The organism is Sphingobacterium tenebrionis, assembly GCF_037126265.1.
Taxonomy (GTDB): domain Bacteria; phylum Bacteroidota; class Bacteroidia; order Sphingobacteriales; family Sphingobacteriaceae; genus Sphingobacterium; species Sphingobacterium tenebrionis.
In genome coordinates this window covers 101,334-121,971 of the sequence record NZ_JAYLLN010000002.1, presented here as the reverse complement: position 1 = coordinate 121,971, position 20,638 = coordinate 101,334, and the positions used below count along the sequence as shown (strand labels likewise).

Sequence of the window (20,638 nt, the reverse complement as noted above, 5' to 3'; positions counted from 1 at the left end):
AAGTTTATAATCAAGAAACTAAATTTACGAATATTACGGAAAGATAAAAGGCTTACATCTTAAAATAACGAATTTTTTACCTCTGCTAAATCGTTTAAAAGTAAATCAGCATGGTTAAGTCTTTGGCGTTCTACCGCTTGTTTGCTCACGGCTATACAGTACAGTCCTGCGTCCTTGGCTGCTGTACATCCGGTACTGGTATCTTCAATGACCACAATCTCTTCCTTGGGTATATTTAGCTTTTCGACCGCCAATAAATAGGGTTCTGGATTTGGCTTTGGGCTTTCCACCAATTCACGGGTCACGAAAAAGGAGAAATAATCCAATAGTTGATGTTCTCCCAGAACAGTTTGTACGGTAGTTTGGTAGCTAGAGGTCACCAAGCCTAAAGTAAGCCCTTCTGCCTTTGCTTTCTCTAGGATTTCTTTTGCATGCGGCATTAAGCGGATGTTCTTCATGTTTGCCTTGGCATAATTGGCCCGTGTTGCGAACCACATATCTTCTTCATCTACCTGAAGCTGATGCTCCCGGTTCAGCATCTCTACATTATCCTTTAAGGTATGACCTGCAAAGTCACGGATCCAATCGTCAAAATCGATCTCAAAATCGTAATCCGATTTTAAGATCGGTGCCCAGTTGCTAAAATAAAAGTACTCTGAATCAATTAAAGTACCGTCCATGTCGAATAGAACAGCGTTGATGTTTCTCATGCTGCAAAGTTAACCAACACAATATTAACAGACTGTTATTTTAAAAAAACTTAACATACTAGCTTCCAGCAATCGGGCTACCGAAAATACCTACGGCCATTTCTGCCCAGATAACCGCCAGAACGAACAATACCAATAGGATATAGATCCAGCTCTTACTTTTATTCTTTACATTTCTGTAGATCAGGTCGATCCCAAATGCCGCCGCAAATAATAATACCGCAGCCACTAAAAAATCGAATAGGCTCCAATTAACTTCATTAGTGAATTGCATAGCAATGGCCGGAACCATCAGCAATATTCCCGCTACCGCGTAAGGAACAAAATTTACTTGATTTTGAACTGTCATGTTTCTTGTTTTAAAAGTTTATAAAAGTACTTTGAATTACAAAGTAAATAAAAGTATAAGATGTTTTGCAAGAAAAATATCAGCTATAGGACTTAGGTAGTTCTGTTTCAGGTAATTAAAATTTTAAATCACCTTTAGTTCATTAAAATCCTTCTTCAATTTACCAGTTATCATGTATCATATGTAATACATATTACCCCTATCTGTTTCTTATATTTCGTGAATTCTGTATCTTAACGGCAATATCCATTTATATATGAAAAGATCTTACCTCTTCAGTTTATTATTATTGAGTCCATTGTTTTCATTAGGGCAAACTGCTCCGGCTCCTTATGGCGCATTACCGAGTGAACGGCAGTTACGCTGGCATGAAATGGAGATGTACACCTTGATCCACTATACCCCTACGACCTTCCAGAACAAGGAATGGGGATTTGGGGATGCAGATCCAAAGATCTTCAACCCAGCAAAATTTGATGCCGATCAGATTGCAAGAGCTGCAGCCTCCGGAGGTTTCAAAGGGTTGATCTCCGTGGCAAAGCACCATGATGGTTTCTGTTTATGGCCAACCAAAACAACATCCTATTCCGTAGCAAGCTCCCCTTGGGAGAATGGAAAGGGCGATATGGTCAAGGAATTCATGGAAGCCGCCCATGATAATGGTTTAAAATTTGGCGTTTACCTTTCTGCCTGGGATCGTAACGATACCCGGTATGGCAGCAAGGCCTATGCTGATGCCTACAGGGAACAATTGACGGAATTGATGAGCAATTATGGGGAGCTGTTTACTTCTTGGCACGATGGTGCAAATGGAGGAGATGGTTACTATGGTGGTAAGAACGAGAAGCGGACCATCGATCGAACAACCTACTATGAATGGACTGAAAAAACCTGGCCGATCGTCCGGAAACTGCAACCAAACGCGATGATTTTTTCCGATGTGGGTCCGGATATGCGCTGGGTGGGAAATGAACATGGATTTGCGGCCGAAACCAGCTGGTCGACCATTACGCCCAAAAGCCAGAACGGTAAAACACCTGTTCCCGGCGAAGTAGATGGTTCTAACCTGCCTACCGGTGACCGCAATGGTCAATATTGGATTCCGGCAGAATGCGATGTTCCGCAGCGACCAGGTTGGTTCTACCATGCCGTTCAGGACAGCAAGGTAAAAACACCGAACCAGCTGTTTGAGATCTATTTGAAATCCGTTGGTCGAGGTGGTGGCATGAATTTGGGCCTAGCCCCTATGCCGGATGGTTATCTGCATGAAAATGACGTCAAATCCTTAGCAGCTTTCGGAGAAAAACTGCGGTTGACCTTTGCCTACAATTTGGCGGAGGGAGCTACCGCAACCACAAGTAATACACGAGAAAACCACGCCCAATTTTCAACCAAAAATCTATTTGATGGGGACCGATACTCCTATTACGCCTCGGATGATAAGGTATTAGATCCAAGCTTGGAAATTACCCTAGCCAAAGAACAGACGTTCGATCTTATCCGTCTTCGGGAAAACATCAAATTGGGGCAACGCCTGGATAGCGTCCAAATCGACATCTGGGAAAACAACCAGTGGAACCCATTGACCCGTGCAACCAGCATCGGAGCGAACAGACTGATCAAATTAAATAAGCCGGTTAGTACATCTAAAATTAGGCTGAAATTATTCGCTCCAGTCGCCCCTACCCTGAGTGATTTTGCACTATTTCTAGAAGAAAAATCAGATTTCAAATTCAATTCCGAGCTACCCAATAAATTGGACAAGAAGGAAATCACCATTATCCATGCCGATAAAAATATCCGTGCTGCCTTAGATAATGAACTTTCCAGCTATTGGGAAACAACCTTGAGTGCTCCTGGTTATGTGGAATTCCGATTGTCAAAGACCTATACCCTTACCGGGATGCAGTTTACCCCTCGACAGGACCAAAAACACACCGGAACACCAACCAAATATCGGGTAGAATTGAGTGTGGATGGAAAGACCTGGCAAGCGGTTGCACAAGGGGAATTCTCGAATATCAAAGCCAATGCTGTTCCACAGCATATCTCTTTTGGAAGTCCAAAACAGGCGCATTATATCCGGTTTATCCCTTCGGAAAATTTAAGTGGCGACAAGCAGTTTGCAGTAGCAGAATTTGAAATATTCACAAAAGAATAAACCAACAATAAATAAATCAACCAACCTATGAAAAAAATGTTAATCGGATTATGCTTTATGCTCGGTATGGCGAATGCCCAAGACCTACGCATGTGGTATAACCAGCCTGCCCAAAGATGGGAGGAAACCCTACCCCTGGGAAATGGCCTTATCGGGATGATGCCGGATGGCAAAGTACATGATGAGAGCATCGTGCTGAATGAAATTTCCCTATGGTCTGGAAGTCCGCAGGATGCGAACAACTATGAGGCAAAAAACAGCCTGAAGGAAATACAAGGGCTCTTGTTTCAAGGAAAGAACAACCTAGCTGAAGCGCTAGTGAATAAAAACTTTGTTTGTGTGGGTGCCGGATCTGGTCAGGGGAATGGCGCAAATGTTCCATACGGCTGTTTCCAGAATTTCGGCTGGTTAAACATCCTGCATTTCGACCAGCAAGAAGTGAGCAATTATAAACGTTGGCTGGACCTGGACGAAGCAAAAGCATCTACCTCCTTTACCAGTAAGGGGACTAATTTTCTACGGGAATATTTTACCTCCTTTGATCAGAATGTGGGATTGATCCGCTTATCTGCCAACAAGAAGAAATCCATCGGGTTTGCCCTGCATTTCTACCGCGACGAACATATCGACGATTACCAGATCAAGGGAAATGAAATCACGGTTACCGGCAGCCTGCCGGATGGAAAAGGTGGTAAAGGGTTAACCTTTGCAGCAAAGATAAAAGTCATCAACAAAGGTGGAAAAATCACCTTGCATGATAACCAGATCATCTTGAAAGAAGCCGATGAAGCGCAGATCCTATTTTCGGCCACGACCAGTTATTACGATCATGAACCTGTTGCGTATGTTAATCAACAGATCGTGAAAGCCTCCAAAAGCAATTTCAGCAAACACTTTAAGGTCCATGTAAAGAAATATGCCGCTAAATTCGATCGGGTGGAACTGACTATTGCAGACGAGCAATCCAAGGACAATATCCCAACGCCGGAAAGGATCAGTAATTTTTATAAGAACCCAGCACAGGATAATGGGATGGCGGTATTGTATTACCAATTCGGTCGATACTTAACCTTGTCCAGTGCGGCGCCTGATCAAGCAAAGGCTTTACCTCCCAATCTACAAGGCTTATGGGCACATCAGATCCAGACACCATGGAATGGGGATTATCACCTGAACATCAATGCCCAGATGAACCATTGGGGCGTTGAGGTCAGTAATCTATCCGAATACCACAAACCATTTATCGAAATGATCAAAAATGTGGCCAAGGAAGGGACCAAAACAGCCAAGGCCTATTACGGTGCGCCGGGTTGGGTGGTCTATATGATGACCAATGTTTGGGGTTATTCTTCACCGGGGGAGCATGCTTCCTGGGGAGCCAGTACGGCTTCGGGCTGGCTATGTAACCATCTATGGGAACATTATCAGTTTACCCAAGATAAGGCTTATCTCCGCGATATCTATCCTGTACTGAAGGATGCAGCACTGTTCTATCAAGCTACCTTGGTCAAGGACCCTAAGACTGGTTGGCTAGTAACCTCGCCATCAGTATCTCCAGAAAATGGTTTTAAAATGGCTAACGGCAAACGAGCTGCCGTCGTGATGGGACCAACCATCGACAATCAGATCGTTCGGGAATTATACCTATCGGTCATTGCTGCAGACAGCATCTTAGGGACTTCGGATAACTTTGCCCAATCATTGCGGCAAGATCTGGGTAAAATACCACCAGCAGTGGTTGTCAGCAAATCCGGACGGGTAATGGAATGGTTGGAAGATTACGAAGAAACGGAACCGCAGCACCGCCATGTATCCCACTTATACGGTCTTTACCCGGCGAATTTCATTTCACCGATTACGAGTCCGAAATGGGCAGAAGCCGCTAAAGAGACATTGAAGGTTCGTGGGGATGAAGGTACGGGTTGGTCAAGAGCTTGGAAGATCCTATTCTGGGCAAGGTTGCATGATGGAGATCATTCCTTAGAGATCCTTCGCCAATTGTTGAAACCGGCCTATGCACAAAACACCACCTATCAAGGCGCTGGTGCAGGGACCTATCCTAACCTCTTCTGTGCACATCCACCCTTCCAGATCGATGGGAATTTTGGAGGCTCTGCAGGAATTGCAGAAATGCTTATCCAGAGCCACGATGGAGTGATCCATTTGTTACCGGCTTTACCTTCTGCCTGGAAGGATGGTCAAGTAAAAGGCCTGAAAGCAAGAGGGAATTATACGGTTGATTTTACCTGGAAAGATGGGCAGGTAATGGATTATAACATCCGAGGTAAAAAAGGCGAAGAGGTAAAAGTGAGGATCAATGATGTAGAAAAAACCATCAAGATCTAATTCTTAATAAAATATTAACAGAGGGTTATTCTTATATTATAATATAGAGAATAACCCTCTGCTTTTGGGTCATAAATTATATTTAATGATATGTAATTATCAGAAAATTAATGATTTATGAAATCAACTATTCAGAACTTTGTCAGATGCACTGTTGTTATTCTATGCTTCCTTCCCTTATATCAGTGCAAGAAATTAATCAATCCCGAAGATCTAAAACCGGAGCTGTTATATGATTTCAAATTTGAAATCAACAATTTCACCTCCATTGTAGAACCCTTTTCCTCCTCTGCAGATTTTTCGAGTCCTAGCCATTCAGTTAGCCAATCAGCTATTCGGAAGGATAATACCAATCATTCCAATCCTTATATCGACCCCAGTTTATTGTATCTATGGCGTTTCAACAGGCGAGAATTCCAACCTGATTATGTATTTGCTAGCGACCATACCCCATCGGTAGAGTTTAGATCAAAAAACAACGGTATTAATACTATTTCAGATGGATTTTATACCCGACAGTTCCCCGGTGATTATGCCTTGACCGGTACTAATCCGGAGGTCTTCCGGATGCGTTTGCCCCAGAAGTTCCAAGGTCAGCTAAAGACTATTGAATTTGAAATCGGCATCAGTGAGCATTCCGCCAAAGGGTTCACCTTGAGGGCATACAAAAATGATAGACCCCTACCCGATTTTGAACAGAAGTTTGTTTTTCCAACGGGGAGAAAGGAATTTTTTCCGCACAAAAGAAGCTATGATGTCCAAGAAATTACGAAAAAGCAGGACATCGATTATTTTCAATTGCAATTTGATTACCCCGATAATCATAAAGGATCAGGGACGGTGAAGGTGGATAATATCCGTATTTTTGGCGAACGTAGGTCTGTGCCGCATCCTCAACTAAAAAGAAAATTAATGTATATGATCTACAATGAGGACATGGCCCATTGGCAATCGATCGACAGCATCGGATTCGGAGAAAACGCAAGCATAAATCTCAAACTTCCGGAAGGGGATTATCGAGGAGCCTTCCTATTTGCAGAAACCAGCGAGGAATTAAACCTTCCCAGCCGGCAAACGGCTATCGAAAATTTTCGATTCGATCATGATTTTTCAGATGGCAGAGCCCGATTTTTTGGAAATACCAATAGGTTTAGGGTTGGAAAAACCGGAAATAGCAGCTCCATTACCTTACAACGACTCTATAACCAGATCACCATCGAATTGACGGATGTCGCTGTCTTAAACCATTTGGTTAAATTAAGGGTCAGCCCTATCAATAACATGTTGAGTTGGACTCCCTTCAGCAATCAATTACAGATCCATACGCCGGTGAAGGAAGTGAAACCGATAGAAATCTTCAGTAATTTCCAAGTGATGAACCGTTTTGTATTCAACCATTTTGTAGGGAATTTCAAGGAGGATAGAAGGATTGATTATAAGTTGGAACTCTTTAATAGCGTGGGTGTAGATCAATCGACTGTTGTGAGTATAGACGTTAGAAGCAATGTAAAGGTGATGATTCGAGGGAATATGTATCCAACACCGACAACTGATGCAGGATTCAAGGCCACCTTGGATGAAAGCTGGACGGATGAAAAGATAATAGAATTTTAAGGAGCAGGTGGATAGGGCATTCCTTGGAATGCCCTTCTTCCTATAATTGGTTGATATAGTTATCTAGGTGCTGGGCTCTTTTTCTTAGGTAGGTTTTCATGTTCTTCTTGGTCTCTGCATGGTTGTTTGGACCAACTTTCCATAGGGCAAAATCCAACTGCTGTGATTGGCGGATTTTAGCGGCATAATCCTCGATATAATCCATTAGGGCTTCAAACTGATTGGATTTATAATTTCTCCACGTATTCTTGTACATATTCCTGATTTCAGGATCTTTCAAGAAACGGGTAAAAAATTTATGGCCTAAGCGGCTATCTGTTTCCTTAAATAAGGGAAGCGTTTCAAAATGGAAATATTGCTGTTTGATTTCATCCATACCAAAACCCCAGTCAAAATCCCATATTGGGCCCATGGTATATTTCCCGCTTGGGGTTTTATGCATATACACACTTTTTGGGTAGTTGATTTCATAATTTGCCGTCAATGCATTGACGATCATATAATTTACCAATTGTTGTTTGTCGATCAGCTTTCCATAATCATTATTCGGAAATTTGGTATCCATCATCAGCCTTTCCAGGTTTTCGAATTCAGATTTGATCGAATTGAATTCTGCATCTGAACTGATGTCTGGTGCTTTGATCATGACCGGCAGATTGAATCCAGCAGTTTTAAACTGGAATTCCTCATCAAAATTCATATCCAGCTCCAACAACTGTCCATCATCGCCCACATTTACGCGTCCTTCCTTCACTTCAATCTGTTGGGTCAACATATAACTTCCTCTATATTTTCCATTGATGGTCACATCCACAGGGATCATGGTATTGGTAAAAGGCATACCCAATTGTTGACCAACCTTACAGGCAATAGCATTGCACATAAAGGAATAATCCAAATGGTTGGCCAATAATACCCAGTCTTTGGCTGCAGCAAAGCCTAGTATGGAGGTTGATTCATCAAGTTTCAACCGATATGGTTTTTTTGCCCTGAACCAGGTGGTATTTCCACGACCTTTGATTCTAGTGGTTGCTTTTGGTAAATCGGCATAGGCAGATTGTCCATCAATCTCCACTTCTGCATTTAGATAAACATCCTTTTCTACCACTTCAGCATTGTTTTGGATCTGAAGATAAAGATGAGGGATGATAGCAGGCACACTTTCATCCAATGTTGCAAACTCTTCTTTTAAAGGTTCCAATTCTGGGGATTCTTTCTTATCACAGGAGCTGTACAGCAAAACTGTCAGCATACTTAAGATAACTATTAGGTTATTTTTCATGATTTTTTATCGTTTAACAATAAGGCTGCAAATCTAACCCCTCTCGGTTATGCCCGATGTCTCATAAATGATTTTCATTTTCAAAAAAAGTTTTGAGAATATCAGAAATTAGAAAAAAGGCTGATTTTCGCAGTGTTAATAGATAAATTAATCTTTGCTTTTTATTCTCTTAATAGTATTACTCTATAATTGCTATATGTCATTATTGATAATACTAACTAGTCTTCAATTCCTGACAGGAATATATTTTTATCATATCAATAGCTTACGGGAAGAAAGGGGATTCTTCCTGCGGTTCATGATGGGTATTATTTTATTCGTATTTATCAACCATTTTTTAACGAGCATATTTACGGGAACTGACCAACAGTTCATTTATAGCAGCGTATCGCTGTGTGTGGCATCGGTCTCCTCCCTATATATCCGGAACAACAGCATCGAACAACAGACCTCTCCTTATCTGCTGCTGATCGCTTTATTTCCCTTTGTGCTGTTTTATGTTTATTACTTTCTCAATCTCATATTTTCCGAACAGCTTCTTCGCGGCGAGATCTTTCACCTACTGGATTTCTTTTACCATAATTTCCAGACCTTTTTACTGATGGGATCTATTGCCTACGATCTATTCATATTGAAGCCGCTAAGTTCTAAAATCAGGATGCTTTCCAGTTCCTTGGATGGTTCTTTGGCCCTCGCTTTATTTGCAAGTAAGTTTTGCATGCTACTGGTTTCCATCGGATCAGGCTTTATGTATCATTTTGGTTATTTTTTTAAGATTCCGAACAGCCTCTATCTAAGTCTGGTTTTCCTGTTGATATTCTACTTCCGTTTTTCATATAAAATAAAGGCACTGATTCTTCAAGTACGCTATGCACATGATATCCATAGGTCTTTAGAAATGAAATCTGTAAATGAAAAACTGGAGAAGGAAAAGTTCATCTTTCAACAGATTCAACAGTATTTCTGCCATAAACTGGATTATTTAGACAAAGAATTTGATCTGCATACCTTCGCAAGCCGGACGAAACTCAGCAAAAAAGAAATCGAAACGATCATCAGAAAAGAGGAGAACTGCAGTTTTGCAACCTTTCTGAAAAGAAAGCGAATCCAATATTGCATGGATCATATCGAGGACTTTATTGGTATTGAAGAAACCATTTATTCCTTGGCAAGTGATCTTGGCTTCAAATCCTTGAGCAGTTTCATTCATGCTTTTAAAAAGGAAGTCGGATGTAGTCCTTATATCTACCTGCATAATAAAAGGCAGAACCTGGTTGAACTTAAAGGTAATTAAATAAAAAAGCCTGTTACGTTTCCATAACAGGCTTTATATATTCCTCTAAAGATTAGATTAATTGTTTCAATAAGCCACTTAAACTTACCCGGTCAGCAATGATCCTTTCTAGATCTTCTGCATTTACACGTTCCTGTTCCATGCTGTCGCGGTGACGGATAGTTACGGTATTATCTTCCAATGACTGGTGATCCACTGTGATACAGAAAGGCGTACCGATGGCATCTTGACGGCGATAGCGCTTACCAATGGAATCCTTCTCATCGTATTGGATATTGTAATCCAATTTCAATTTCGCCATGATCTCTCTTGCTTTTTCAGGTAGGCCATCCTTTTTGGTCAATGGTAACACCGCAGCCTTCACTGGAGCGATCGCTGGATGGAATTTCAAGACCACGCGTGAATCCTGTCTTTCCTCGGTAGAAAGGTCTTCCTGTACCAGGCTATTCGCCAATACGGTAAGGAATAAACGATCCAATCCGATAGAGGTTTCAATCACATAAGGGATATAGCTCTGGTTGATTTCAGGATCAAAATATTGAAGTTTCTTTCCTGAGAATTCCTGATGTTGTTTTAAATCGAAATCTGTACGGGAGTGGATACCTTCCACTTCTTTGAAACCGAATGGGAATTGATACTCGATATCGACTGCAGCGTTCGCATAATGCGCTAATTTCACATGGTCATGGAAACGGTATTTGTTAGGATCTGCTCCTAATGCCAAATGCCATTTCAAACGTGTTTCTTTCCATTGCTTATACCAGTCTAATTCCGAGCCTGGACGAACGAAGAATTGCATCTCCATTTGTTCAAATTCACGCATACGCATGATGAACTGACGAGCGATGACCTCATTACGGAAGGCTTTACCAATCTGCGCAATACCAAAAGGGATTTTCATACGACCTGTCTTTTGAACATTCAGGAAGTTCACAAAGATACCCTGTGCCGTTTCCGGACGAAGATATACTTGTTCTGCTCCATCAGCCATAGCACCCATTTGGGTAGCAAACATCAGGTTGAATTGACGCACATCGGTCCAGTTCTTGGTTCCCGAGATAGGACAAACGATGTTATGGTCTTCAATTATGGTTTTTAGACGAGCAAGATCATCCGCATTCAAGGCATCATCTAGATCTTTTTGTAGCTGCGCGGCCTTATCCGTTTTACCATCCTTTTCATAACGGTCGATTTTATCTTCGATCAATTGATCTGCACGATAGCGTTTCTTGGAGTCCTTATTGTCGATCATGGGATCATTGAACCCATCCACGTGTCCGGAAGCTTTCCAAGTGGTTGGATGCATGAAAATAGCGGCATCAATACCTACTATATTTTCATTCAATTGCACCATGGATTTCCACCAATAGGTCTTCAGGTTGTTTTTCAGTTCAGAACCTAATTGACCATAATCATATACGGCACTTAGGCCGTCGTATATTTCACTCGAAGGAAAAACAAAACCATATTCCTTCGCATGGGAAATAATATTCTTGAAAAAATCGTCTGTTTGCTTGCTCATAAGGGGCAAATATAATGTATTCGTATGACTTATTTTGCCAATAAGTCCCGAATTTGTTGGGTTGCGTTCTTGTTGTCCACTTTTTTGATAATATGTTCGATCTTACCCTCCTCATCGATAACGAAAGTGGTTCTATTGGTGCCCATGTATTTTTTACCGTACATGTTTTTTTCTGCCCAAACGCCATAATCATTCACGATCTTCTGATCCTCATCGGCCAATAAGGTAAAGGGTAATTCAAATTTTTCTATGAACTTCTGATGGGACTGCTCGCTGTCGGTACTTACGCCGATCACTTCGAAACCATCCTGCTTTAGGCTTTGGTAATTATCCCGGAAATTACAAGCTTCGGTGGTACATCCCGGTGTATTATCTTTTGGATAAAAATAAAGGATTACCTTTTTCCCTTTAAAATCCGATAGGTTAACTGTATTTCCTTGTTGGTCCTTTGCTGTAATTGCAGGAGCTTGATCCCCTATTGCTAATGTTGCCATAATCTTTCTTATTTGGTGAGAATTATCTTATAGTCTTATCTGGTGAAATTTGCTTCATACACTTTTTCATTGTCCTTCCAATCCTTCACGACCAATTTGAATCGGTGCTGGCCTTTGGAAAGACTAGGTTCAAAGCGATGCCACAGGTGCCTATTCTTGGAATCGTATTCCATCAGTACCCATTGATCATCTATATAGGCATTGAACGATTGGATTCCCGAAAAGTTGTCGGCAATGGTAAAATCTATCTTAGATTGGGCGGCCACATTCTTGCCAGGGCTGAAATTCCTTGGGGTAATTGTCGGTGCGATGGTATCCACCACGATATAAAAGGAGCCAAATACCTTGGTATTCACGGTTACCCAATCTTTTTCGAATTTACCACCTACCGAACCGTTCTGCACCGATGCAATCAACGCTTTGCTTTCCAAATGGGGTGGGAGATTGGTTGGTTTAATGCTGAGTTTATAGGTCGAAAACAAGGGTACCATAGTGCTTCCTACATGGTGCACTTGGGAATAGGAATTTGGGCGTTGAGCACTCTGGCTATAATTGAAATCCAGATCGGAATATAATGCGCCTTCTGGAATATCTACCTGGATAAAATCTACCGTATATTTATTGTCCTTATTATAGGCGAAGAGTTCGCCTTTCGCAGGATTAGCTTTTGGTTGATAACTGGATCTATTCTGAACCTTAAAATTCAATTCACTGCAATTTCCGCGGACATCCTTTACCACATATTTTACATCATGGACCTGATCATCCTTCAATTCAATGATTCCTTGGTTATCCAGGTGCTTGAAGATATTTATGGGGTTTCCCGGATCTTTGAAGCTTTTCTGCACTTTCGCTTTCGTTCTTTTAAAAGTGGCAAAGTCGATGTATCCGTGGATAGCACTTGAGCTGTTGAAATCCAGTTCTTCAAAGAGCACGGTAGAGATCGCTTTTCCATCCAAGAACAATTCGATGGAATAGACGCCGTTCTGAAATCCTCCTGCCCGATGCCTATCAATGGTATTGATCCCTAAACCAAACTTTCCATTCACAGGAATAACTGCACCGGAAGCTAGGGTATAACGCCCAGACCCCAATGCCTTAACGGCTTGAGGACGTCTTGGTGTGCCTTCATTGAACAAGGGATCTTGGAGATCATACACCGTAATCCCATTAATGGTTGGATTATAATTATCGGTAAACTTCAGCCCGAAAAGTTGTGGATTCTGAGGTCTTTGGGTTTTCGTATCCCGGATTTCAAAATGCAGGTGTGGACCGGCAGAACCTCCTGTATTTCCCGCATTTCCGATAAACTGTCCCTTGGTTAATTTCACCTGCCCTTCCTTCAATTCCATATCCACATCAAAACGCTTCTGTTTGTACTGTTCCGCTTTCATGATGTTGGTCAAGGTAGAATTAAAGCTGTCCATATGCAGGTATACGGTGGTATAGCCATTAGGATGGGTGATGTAGACAGAATTTCCGCCACCACCGATCTGTACCCTTAATCGGGAAACATAACCTTCAGCGGCAGCATGCAAAGGCAATCCAATGCGCTGCTGGGTCCTGTAATCATCCCCCGCATGAAAATGGGTGGACCTTAATTCCCCAAAAGTACCGGAAGCATCCTGCGCAATATTCAAAGGGTTTCTAAAATACCCTTGTGGATAGGTTTTGGAGGTAATGATATTTGGGTTCTGTGCCTGGGTTGTTAGGCCAAGCATCAGGGTTGTTATCAATGTGAGTGTGCTTTTTTTCATATTATTTGATATGGCAGGTAAACATGCTTTTGCCTTCCAAAAACCCTTCCAGTTTATCCCCGATCTGGATAGGTCCTACGCCGGCAGGTGTACCTGTGTAAATTAAATCGCCTTTTCTTAAGGTGATGTAGGTTGATACAAAACTGATCAGGCTATCATAATCAAAAATCATATCCTGGGTATTTCCTTCTTGAACAGTTTCGTCGTTCTTCTTCATGGAGAAAGAGAGATTGCGAGGGTCCTCGAATTGATCTTTCGGAATCAGCGGACTGATCACTGCAGAATGGTCAAAGGCCTTTGCCAATTCCCAAGGTAAGCCTTTTGCTTTGTGGGCTGACTGAATATCACGTGCCGTAAAGTCGATCCCTAAACCGATGGCATCGTAATATTTATTGGCAAATTTCTTGGAAACATGTTTTCCTTCGTTACAAATGCGTAATACTACTTCTACTTCATAATGTACATCTTTGGAAAATTCTGGATAGTAGAAATCTTTATTGTCTTTTAGTATGGCCGTATCGGGTTTTAGAAAAATCACCGGACTTTCAGGGACTGGATTATTTAATTCTTTGGCATGATCAATATAGTTTCTACCAATTGCAATTACTTTCATTTATTTGATTTTGATGTTTTTCAATTTGGACTGGAATCCAAATCCTTCTCAAACAAATCTAAAGAAATTGCCTTGCTATGGCAAATCCTAAGGCAAGTAAGCAAACCTTTGCGTAATAAAAAACAGGGATTTAGGCGGAAAATTATGGTTAGTATTTGGAGATTTTTCTTAAAAAGTAAATACATTTGTTCATCATGAACAAAGAACAATCCAAAATCATCCGAGAACAGGCTCAACGATCCAACATCCGGGAGCATTCGGTGCCCTTATACCTAACATCCAGTTTTATATTCGACAGTGCAGAACAAGGCCGTGCGGTTTTTGCGGAAGAGGAAGAGGCAATGGTCTATTCCCGGTATGCTAACCCGAACACAACGGAGTTCATCAATAAGGTATGTTTGTTGGAAGGAGCTGAGGCTGGCTTGGCATTTGGATCGGGCATGGGTGCTATTTTTGCTTGTTTTGCAGGTTTTATAGAAAGTGGAGACCATATCGTTTCTTCTAGAGCAATCTTTGGCTCTACCCATCAATTGTTCACGCAGTTGTTCCCACGCTGGGGAGTGACCACCACCTATGTGGATGCGATCAATCCGGAGGAATGGGAAAAAGCGATCCAGCCGAACACCAAGTTCATCTTTTTGGAATCGCCTTCTAATCCGGGTCTGGAATTGGTGGATCTGGAATGGTTAGGAGGTCTGAAGAAGAAATACCCGAACATTATTTTTGCGATCGATAATTGCTTTGCTACGCCATACCTTCAGAAGCCTTTACAATATGGCTTTGATCTATCCATTCATTCGGCCACTAAATACATGGACGGACAAGGACGTGTATTGGGCGGGGTGATCGTTGGAAAGCAGGAATTGATGGATAAACTGATGTTTTTTATTCGCCATACCGGACCAGCGATGTCGGCATTTAATGCTTGGGTTCTTTCGAAGAGTATAGAAACATTGGGACTGCGGATGGATCGTCATTGTTCAAATGCTTTGGCATTGGCCGAGACTTTGGAAAAACATGATGAGATTCTGGATGTGAAATATCCTTTTCTGCCTTCGCATCCGCAGTATGAACTGGCGAAGAAACAGATGAAAGCAGGGGGTGGAATTGTGACGATTGAAGTTAAGGGTGGTAAGGAAAGGGCATTTAAGTTTTTGGACGCTTTGAAAATGATTCTTTATACTTCGAATTTAGGGGATTCAAGGTCTATTGCTACCCATCCTGGTACAACTACGCATTCGAAATTGAAGGAAGAGGAAAGGGAGAAATTGGGGATAAGACCTGGGACAATCAGGTTGTCGATTGGTATTGAGGATCAAGAGGATATTATTGAGGATATCTTGCAAGCTTTGGAAGCGAGTAGGTAGACTGTAATTGATAGGCTTTTTACGTCATTGCGAGCTTTATCGTCATTGCGAGGAGGCACGACGAAGCAATCTTTACACTAATCGAAAGATTGCTTCGTCGTACCTCCTCGCAATGACGGGTATTATTTCACAAACTTCTACAAAGCTGCTAAAGCAGCTTCATAATTCGGTTCTTCTACCGTTTCAGCGACCTGCTCTGTATATTTCACTTTTCCATCTTCATCAACCACCACCACTGATCTACTCAACAAACCTGTCAAAGGACCATCCGTAAATTTCACACCATATGCCTGAGCAAAAGACTCATCTTTAAAATCAGACAAAGTAATCACATTATCCAATCCCTCTGCTGCGCAAAATCTACTTTGCGCAAAAGGCAAATCCTTCGAAATACATAACACCACTGTATTATCCAATCCTGATGCTTTCTCATTAAATTGTCTAACCGACGCTGCACAAGTTCCAGTATCAATACTTGGGAAAATATTTAATATAACCTGTTTTCCTGCAAAATCCTTCAATGATTTTTGTGACAGATCTCCTGTCGTCAATGTAAAATCTGGAGCTACATCTCCTACTTTGGGAAGATTTCCACTGGTATGCACTGCATTACCTTTAAATGATACTTCTGCCATAATAGCCTATTTTTTTTAGTTTCTATAAATCTAAAACCAATATAGCTTAAAATATGTTTGATAAAAAATGGATTACCTACCGATTTATTAAAAGTTGACAAATATTTAATATTTTAATAATTATTTACTATGTTAGCATAATATTAAAATAAACTTAAAACGCTAATCAATATTTATATGAAACGATTATTACTCTGTTTACTCATGGCATCGCCTGCCCTTGCCTTTTCCCAAGGTTCGCAGGTAAATACCCAAAGCCAAAAAGCAGTGGGTATGGCTGGAGCAGGATCCGCTTTGTTTATTGATGAAACATCGATCCTCTACAATCCAGGTGCATTGGTAAAAATGGAAAACAACGCCATTTCCCTGGGTGCAAGTGCGATCATGTATCGCTCCGCCTTCCAAGAGAAAGGTAGCTCCGAAGTACATCATACACGTTTTCAAATCTCTCCTCCGGTTTCCTTGTTTGCTGCATTTGGACCGAAGGATTCTTGGTGGAAAGCAGGTATCGGGATCTATACCCCTTACGGTGGATCGGTAGATTGGGGCAAGGAATGGCCGGGAAGATATTCATTGACCAATCTTTCCATGCGTGCATTTTACATCCAACCAACATTAAGCTTTAAGATCACAGACCAATTCAGCGTTGGTGGTGGTTTTGTGTATAACGTAGGTATCGTAGATTTAGGAAGAGCATTACCGGTATTCGGTTCTGACGGAAAAGCCGGCCAGGCTGATTTAAGTGGAACAGGCACAGGAATGGGATATAACCTAGGTGTTCACTATAACCTAGCCGATGAATTTGCTATTTCCTTGAACTACCGTTCTAAAGTGATTACGAAATTAGAAGGTGGAGATGCAACTTTCGATGTTCCGGCATCTTTGGCTGCCAATTTCCCGAACGGTAAATTTGATGCTGAATTGCCTTTACCGGCTTCTTTCAACGTAGGTATTGCTTTCCCTGTTTCTGAGAAAGTGAAAACAGCGATCGATGCATCCTTCATCGATTACAGCATTTACAAAGAGTTGGTGTTCGATTATGAGAACAACACCCCTACCCTTCAAGATACGCGATCCGAAAAAAATTATCAGAATGCATTTTCAGCGAAAATTGGTTTCAACTATGAGGCCACAGATAAATTGGAGCTACGAGCAGGTACCGGTTATGTGTATACACCAGTGCAGGCAAAATACGTATATCCTGAGACGCCAGATAACAACCGTATGATGGCAGCAGCTGGATTGACTTATAAGTTCACGCCTAATTGGCAAATGTCTGCGGCTTATGTGTTCCAAAAAATCCTGAAAAGAACAACTACCAACGCGGAAACCCAATTATCAGGTGCTTACGAAACCAATATTCACGCCCCAGGAATTTCATTAAGCTATTCTTGGTAGGAATCAAATTATGATCAACATGAAAAATAAATTTAACTTATATATCGGATTAGCCTTATTGGGATTGGCTAGTTCATGTGCGCCCAGCTTAGATGAATTGGAAGCGACCAAAGGTACAGCAGATTTTTCAAAATTCATTGCTGTCGGAAACTCCCTAACGGCTGGATATTCCAACAATGGCCTTTACTTAGAAGGACAAAAAGTGGCATTCCCGAACTTGATCGCTGAAAAGATGAAAGAAGTTGGCGGCGGAGCATTTACCTCCCCATTTTTTAGTGCCGACCAAGCAAATGGTTCTGGATATATTACCTTCAAAGGGTTTACAGATTCCGGATCACCGATCACTGAACCAGTTGCTGCACAGGCCGAACGAGGAAAGAATGCCCAAGGAGGTCCTTTATACACAAAATATTTGGATCCAATCCAAAACTTAGGTGTACCAGGCATGCGTTTGGATCTTGGAACACAACCAGGCATGGGTTCGGAAGCAGGAAACCCTTATTTTGAACGTTTGTTACCTGATGCGACCAAAAATTCTACCAGCTATCTACAATACGTAGGATCACACGATTATACATTCTTCTCTTTTTGGTTAGGAAATAACGATGTGTTAGGTTTTGCGACAAATGGTGGCGTGGAATCAAACATTACCAACAAATTAATCAGTTTGGAAACTTTCAAAGCGGCCTATACTGCTTTCATCACAACCTTAACCCAAGGAGAGAAAAAAGGGGTGGTAGCGACCATTCCTGATGTAACCAGTGTCCCTTTCTTTAATACGGTTACCACAGCACGTTTAAATGCAGCTGTAGAAGCGGCAACAGGTGGACAAGCCAAAAATGTATATATCGCAACTGGAAACGGCACACCACGTATAGCAACAGCTAACGATCTGTTTATATTGACTTTCCCAACGGCTAAATTGGGTGTTGAAAATGCATTAAAAATCCCTTATGGTTTGCATCCATTGAATCCCATTGAAAGTAAATATGTTTTGGATGAAGGAGAAATCAACTTAGTGGTTTCCCGTATCTCAGAAATCAATACCTTTATCAAAGAGACTGCGGCGGCCAAAAAGCTAGCTTTAGCGGATGTTCATGCCTTTTTGAACAAGGTTAAAACGGGTTATATCTATAACGGTGTGATGATCAGTTCAGCATACATTACCGGTAATGCGTTTTCATTGGATGGTGTGCATTTAACCCCTATGGGAAATGCTATTGTAGCCAACCTGTTCATTGATGCCATCAACAAACAATACGGCTCTTCCATTGGTAAAATGGACATTAGCCTATATCCTGGGGTTAATTTCCCCGGCTAATTTTAGAAAAATAGCAGACGACTTATAAAAAAGCTACCCTTCGGGGTGGCTTTTTTTCTTATTTTCGCATTATGATCTTACAAGCCAACAACATATTCAAATCCTACGGAGATTTGGAAATCCTGAAAGGGGTAAGTGTATCGGTAAAGAAAGGAGAAATCGTTTCCATCGTAGGAGCCTCCGGAGCCGGAAAGAGTACATTATTGCACATTATTGGCACCTTGGATAAGCCTGACCGTGGAACGATCATGTTGGAAGGCCAGGATGTTTTCTCGCTTTCAGAAAAGCAGTTAAGTGATTTCCGAAACAAACATATCGGCTTTGTATTTCAATTCCATCATCTTCTTCCGGAATTTACCGCTTTGGAGAATGTCTGTATTCCGGGTTATATTGCCGGCAAGGACCGCAAGACCGTTGAACAGAAAGGCTTGGAGCTCTTGGAGATCCTGGGTGTAAAGCATCGCGCCAACCACAAACCCTCGGCCATGTCGGGAGGTGAGCAACAACGGGTTTCCGTGGCCAGAGCCTTGATCAATGATCCTACATTGGTCCTAGCAGATGAACCTTCGGGTAACCTGGATTCTGAAAATGCCACCGCTTTGCACCAATTATTCTTTGACCTTCGGGATAAGATGCAACAGACTTTTATCATCGTAACGCATAATGAAGAATTGGCGAGGATTTCTGATCGCACCATTCATATGCGTGATGGTTTGATTTATTAGAATTACACTATGCAAAAAATATTGATTACCTATGGGACCCGTCCCCTGGCGCAACGTTTGGCCAAACAATTTTCAGATAAATTTGAAGTCGTTTTTGCCAGCTCTGAAGAAGTGCCTAGTTTCCTACAGGCAAATTACCTAAAAATACCAACGGGAGTAAATCCGACCTATGCCCATGAATTGTTGAAATTAAGCTTGGACAAACAGATCGATTATATCCTGCCTTTGGGCGAATCGGAGATCAATAGTTTAGCAGAATCTAAGTTATTGTTCGAAGAATACGATATTATTCCTTTAGTGCCTAATCTATCGGATCTACCTGTGTATTTTACGATTGAAAATCCTCCCTCCCAAGCGGAGATCCATATTTATTTACAAGGAAAAGGCCTGGATGTAGAACAGAAACTGCATTTACCGGCAACCGGATTGTTGATGGTCTCGGATGATCAAGAAGAATTGGCCTTAGTAACTATATAAAGCTTGAGTAATCATATAAAGATGAATTGGAAAGATATCCCAATGGATAAGAAAGTATATCTCTTTGAATTGGATGATGTGCTTTATCCTAAGCACGATTATTTGTTACAGATATATTACCTCTTTGGACAATTTGTTGAATTTTCCGAGGCTCGGGAAATCAGCAAATCCCTAACTGCCTTTATGAAGGAAAAGTTGTTTTCCGAAGGTGAGGCTGCTGTATTTGAGGCGGCTAAAAAAGAATTCAAGTTTGAACAGGATTATAGCGAAAATTATGAGCGATTGCAGGTTAATGGGCATTTACCGCTAAAATTATTGTTATTTAATGAAATTAAGTTGCTTTTTGCAGCCTTATTGGAACAAGGGAAAACGATTGCCGTTTTGACTAAGGGTAATCCTGCATTGCAGCTGAACAAGCTCAAGCACATCGACTGGCAGGGGTTAGAAAAAGGGGTGAAAGTCTATTTTATCGATGAATTGGTATTCCGCAATATAGATCCAATTCCTTATATTGCTTCTGAAAATGGGTGTTTACCCGAAGAGATTATTTTCATAGAAGAAAAACTAACCTAA

General features: G+C 41.4%; 18 protein-coding genes. 10 read left to right on the top strand and 8 right to left on the bottom strand.

All coding sequences use genetic code 11. The features are described from left to right. Positions 1-59: 59 nt before the first annotated feature. Together VJ786_RS01785 and VJ786_RS01780 are read right to left on the bottom strand one after the other, a co-directional pair. Positions 60-710 carry an HAD family hydrolase gene (locus VJ786_RS01785; protein WP_134776265.1) on the bottom strand — a complete coding sequence of 217 codons (651 nt, stop codon included), beginning with the start codon at positions 708-710 and terminating at the stop codon, positions 60-62. A 58-nt stretch (positions 711-768) separates the two neighbouring features. Beyond that, the gene (locus tag VJ786_RS01780; RefSeq protein ID WP_134776266.1) at positions 769-1,059 is read right to left on the bottom strand and encodes a hypothetical protein; all 291 of its coding nucleotides are present in this window, start codon (positions 1,057-1,059) and stop codon (positions 769-771) included. Positions 1,060-1,315: 256 nt separating this feature from the next. Between VJ786_RS01780 and VJ786_RS01775 the strand changes: the two genes are divergently transcribed. The 3 genes from VJ786_RS01775 (at position 1,316) to VJ786_RS01765 (ending at position 7,180) form a co-directional block, all read left to right on the top strand. Then, the gene (locus VJ786_RS01775) at positions 1,316-3,220 is read left to right on the top strand and encodes an alpha-L-fucosidase (RefSeq protein WP_134776267.1); all 1,905 of its coding nucleotides are present in this window, start codon (positions 1,316-1,318) and stop codon (positions 3,218-3,220) included. 27 nt (positions 3,221-3,247) lie between these two features. Next, a complete protein-coding gene (locus VJ786_RS01770; protein WP_134776268.1) occupies positions 3,248-5,566 on the top strand; it encodes a glycoside hydrolase family 95 protein in 2,319 nt (772 codons plus the stop codon). Positions 5,567-5,683: 117 nt separating this feature from the next. Beyond that, positions 5,684-7,180, top strand: coding sequence for a hypothetical protein (locus VJ786_RS01765; RefSeq protein ID WP_134776269.1), 1,497 nt, complete (start codon positions 5,684-5,686; stop codon positions 7,178-7,180). Positions 7,181-7,220: 40 nt separating this feature from the next. On the opposite strand, the gene VJ786_RS01760 is transcribed toward VJ786_RS01765, so the two are convergent. Then, positions 7,221-8,462, bottom strand: coding sequence for a CotH kinase family protein (locus tag VJ786_RS01760; protein WP_134776270.1), 1,242 nt, complete (start codon positions 8,460-8,462; stop codon positions 7,221-7,223). A gap of 196 nt (positions 8,463-8,658) precedes the next feature. Between VJ786_RS01760 and VJ786_RS01755 the strand changes: the two genes are divergently transcribed. Then, positions 8,659-9,756: a helix-turn-helix domain-containing protein gene (locus tag VJ786_RS01755; protein WP_134776271.1), complete on the top strand. Its 1,098-nt coding sequence runs from the start codon at positions 8,659-8,661 to the stop codon at positions 9,754-9,756. A 52-nt stretch (positions 9,757-9,808) separates the two neighbouring features. On the opposite strand, the gene VJ786_RS01750 is transcribed toward VJ786_RS01755, so the two are convergent. From VJ786_RS01750 to VJ786_RS01735, 4 genes are read right to left on the bottom strand one after another with little or no spacing between them, the layout of a single operon-like run. After that, positions 9,809-11,278, bottom strand: a complete 1,470-nt coding sequence (locus VJ786_RS01750; RefSeq protein WP_134776272.1) for a glycine--tRNA ligase — start codon at positions 11,276-11,278, stop codon at positions 9,809-9,811. Between the two features lie 29 nt (positions 11,279-11,307). Then, complete coding sequence (gene bcp / locus VJ786_RS01745; RefSeq protein ID WP_134776273.1) at positions 11,308-11,772, bottom strand: thioredoxin-dependent thiol peroxidase; 465 nt, start codon at positions 11,770-11,772, stop codon at positions 11,308-11,310. A 35-nt stretch (positions 11,773-11,807) separates the two neighbouring features. Then, positions 11,808-13,529: a M23 family metallopeptidase gene (locus tag VJ786_RS01740; protein ID WP_134776274.1), complete on the bottom strand. Its 1,722-nt coding sequence runs from the start codon at positions 13,527-13,529 to the stop codon at positions 11,808-11,810. Between the two features lies 1 nt (position 13,530). Continuing rightward, positions 13,531-14,142 carry a fumarylacetoacetate hydrolase family protein gene (locus VJ786_RS01735; protein WP_134776275.1) on the bottom strand — a complete coding sequence of 204 codons (612 nt, stop codon included), beginning with the start codon at positions 14,140-14,142 and terminating at the stop codon, positions 13,531-13,533. A 194-nt stretch (positions 14,143-14,336) separates the two neighbouring features. Here VJ786_RS01735 and VJ786_RS01730 point away from each other — a divergent pair, with 194 nt between their 5' ends. Beyond that, the gene (locus tag VJ786_RS01730; RefSeq protein WP_099368153.1) at positions 14,337-15,509 is read left to right on the top strand and encodes a trans-sulfuration enzyme family protein; all 1,173 of its coding nucleotides are present in this window, start codon (positions 14,337-14,339) and stop codon (positions 15,507-15,509) included. A 137-nt stretch (positions 15,510-15,646) separates the two neighbouring features. On the opposite strand, the gene tpx is transcribed toward VJ786_RS01730, so the two are convergent. Further along, complete coding sequence (tpx, locus tag VJ786_RS01725; RefSeq protein ID WP_099368152.1) at positions 15,647-16,144, bottom strand: thiol peroxidase; 498 nt, start codon at positions 16,142-16,144, stop codon at positions 15,647-15,649. Between the two features lie 177 nt (positions 16,145-16,321). Here tpx and VJ786_RS01720 point away from each other — a divergent pair, with 177 nt between their 5' ends. From VJ786_RS01720 to VJ786_RS01700, 5 genes are all read left to right on the top strand, one after another. Further along, positions 16,322-17,542, top strand: a complete 1,221-nt coding sequence (locus tag VJ786_RS01720; protein ID WP_099368151.1) for an OmpP1/FadL family transporter — start codon at positions 16,322-16,324, stop codon at positions 17,540-17,542. 19 nt (positions 17,543-17,561) lie between these two features. Continuing rightward, entirely contained in the window at positions 17,562-18,863 is a 1,302-nt protein-coding gene (locus VJ786_RS01715; protein WP_134776276.1) for an SGNH/GDSL hydrolase family protein, read from the top strand. A gap of 71 nt (positions 18,864-18,934) precedes the next feature. Then, positions 18,935-19,588, top strand: coding sequence for an ABC transporter ATP-binding protein (locus VJ786_RS01710; RefSeq protein WP_099368150.1), 654 nt, complete (start codon positions 18,935-18,937; stop codon positions 19,586-19,588). A 9-nt stretch (positions 19,589-19,597) separates the two neighbouring features. Continuing rightward, complete coding sequence (locus VJ786_RS01705; protein ID WP_134776277.1) at positions 19,598-20,065, top strand: hypothetical protein; 468 nt, start codon at positions 19,598-19,600, stop codon at positions 20,063-20,065. A 21-nt stretch (positions 20,066-20,086) separates the two neighbouring features. Continuing rightward, complete coding sequence (locus tag VJ786_RS01700) at positions 20,087-20,638, top strand: HAD family hydrolase (RefSeq protein WP_134776278.1); 552 nt, start codon at positions 20,087-20,089, stop codon at positions 20,636-20,638.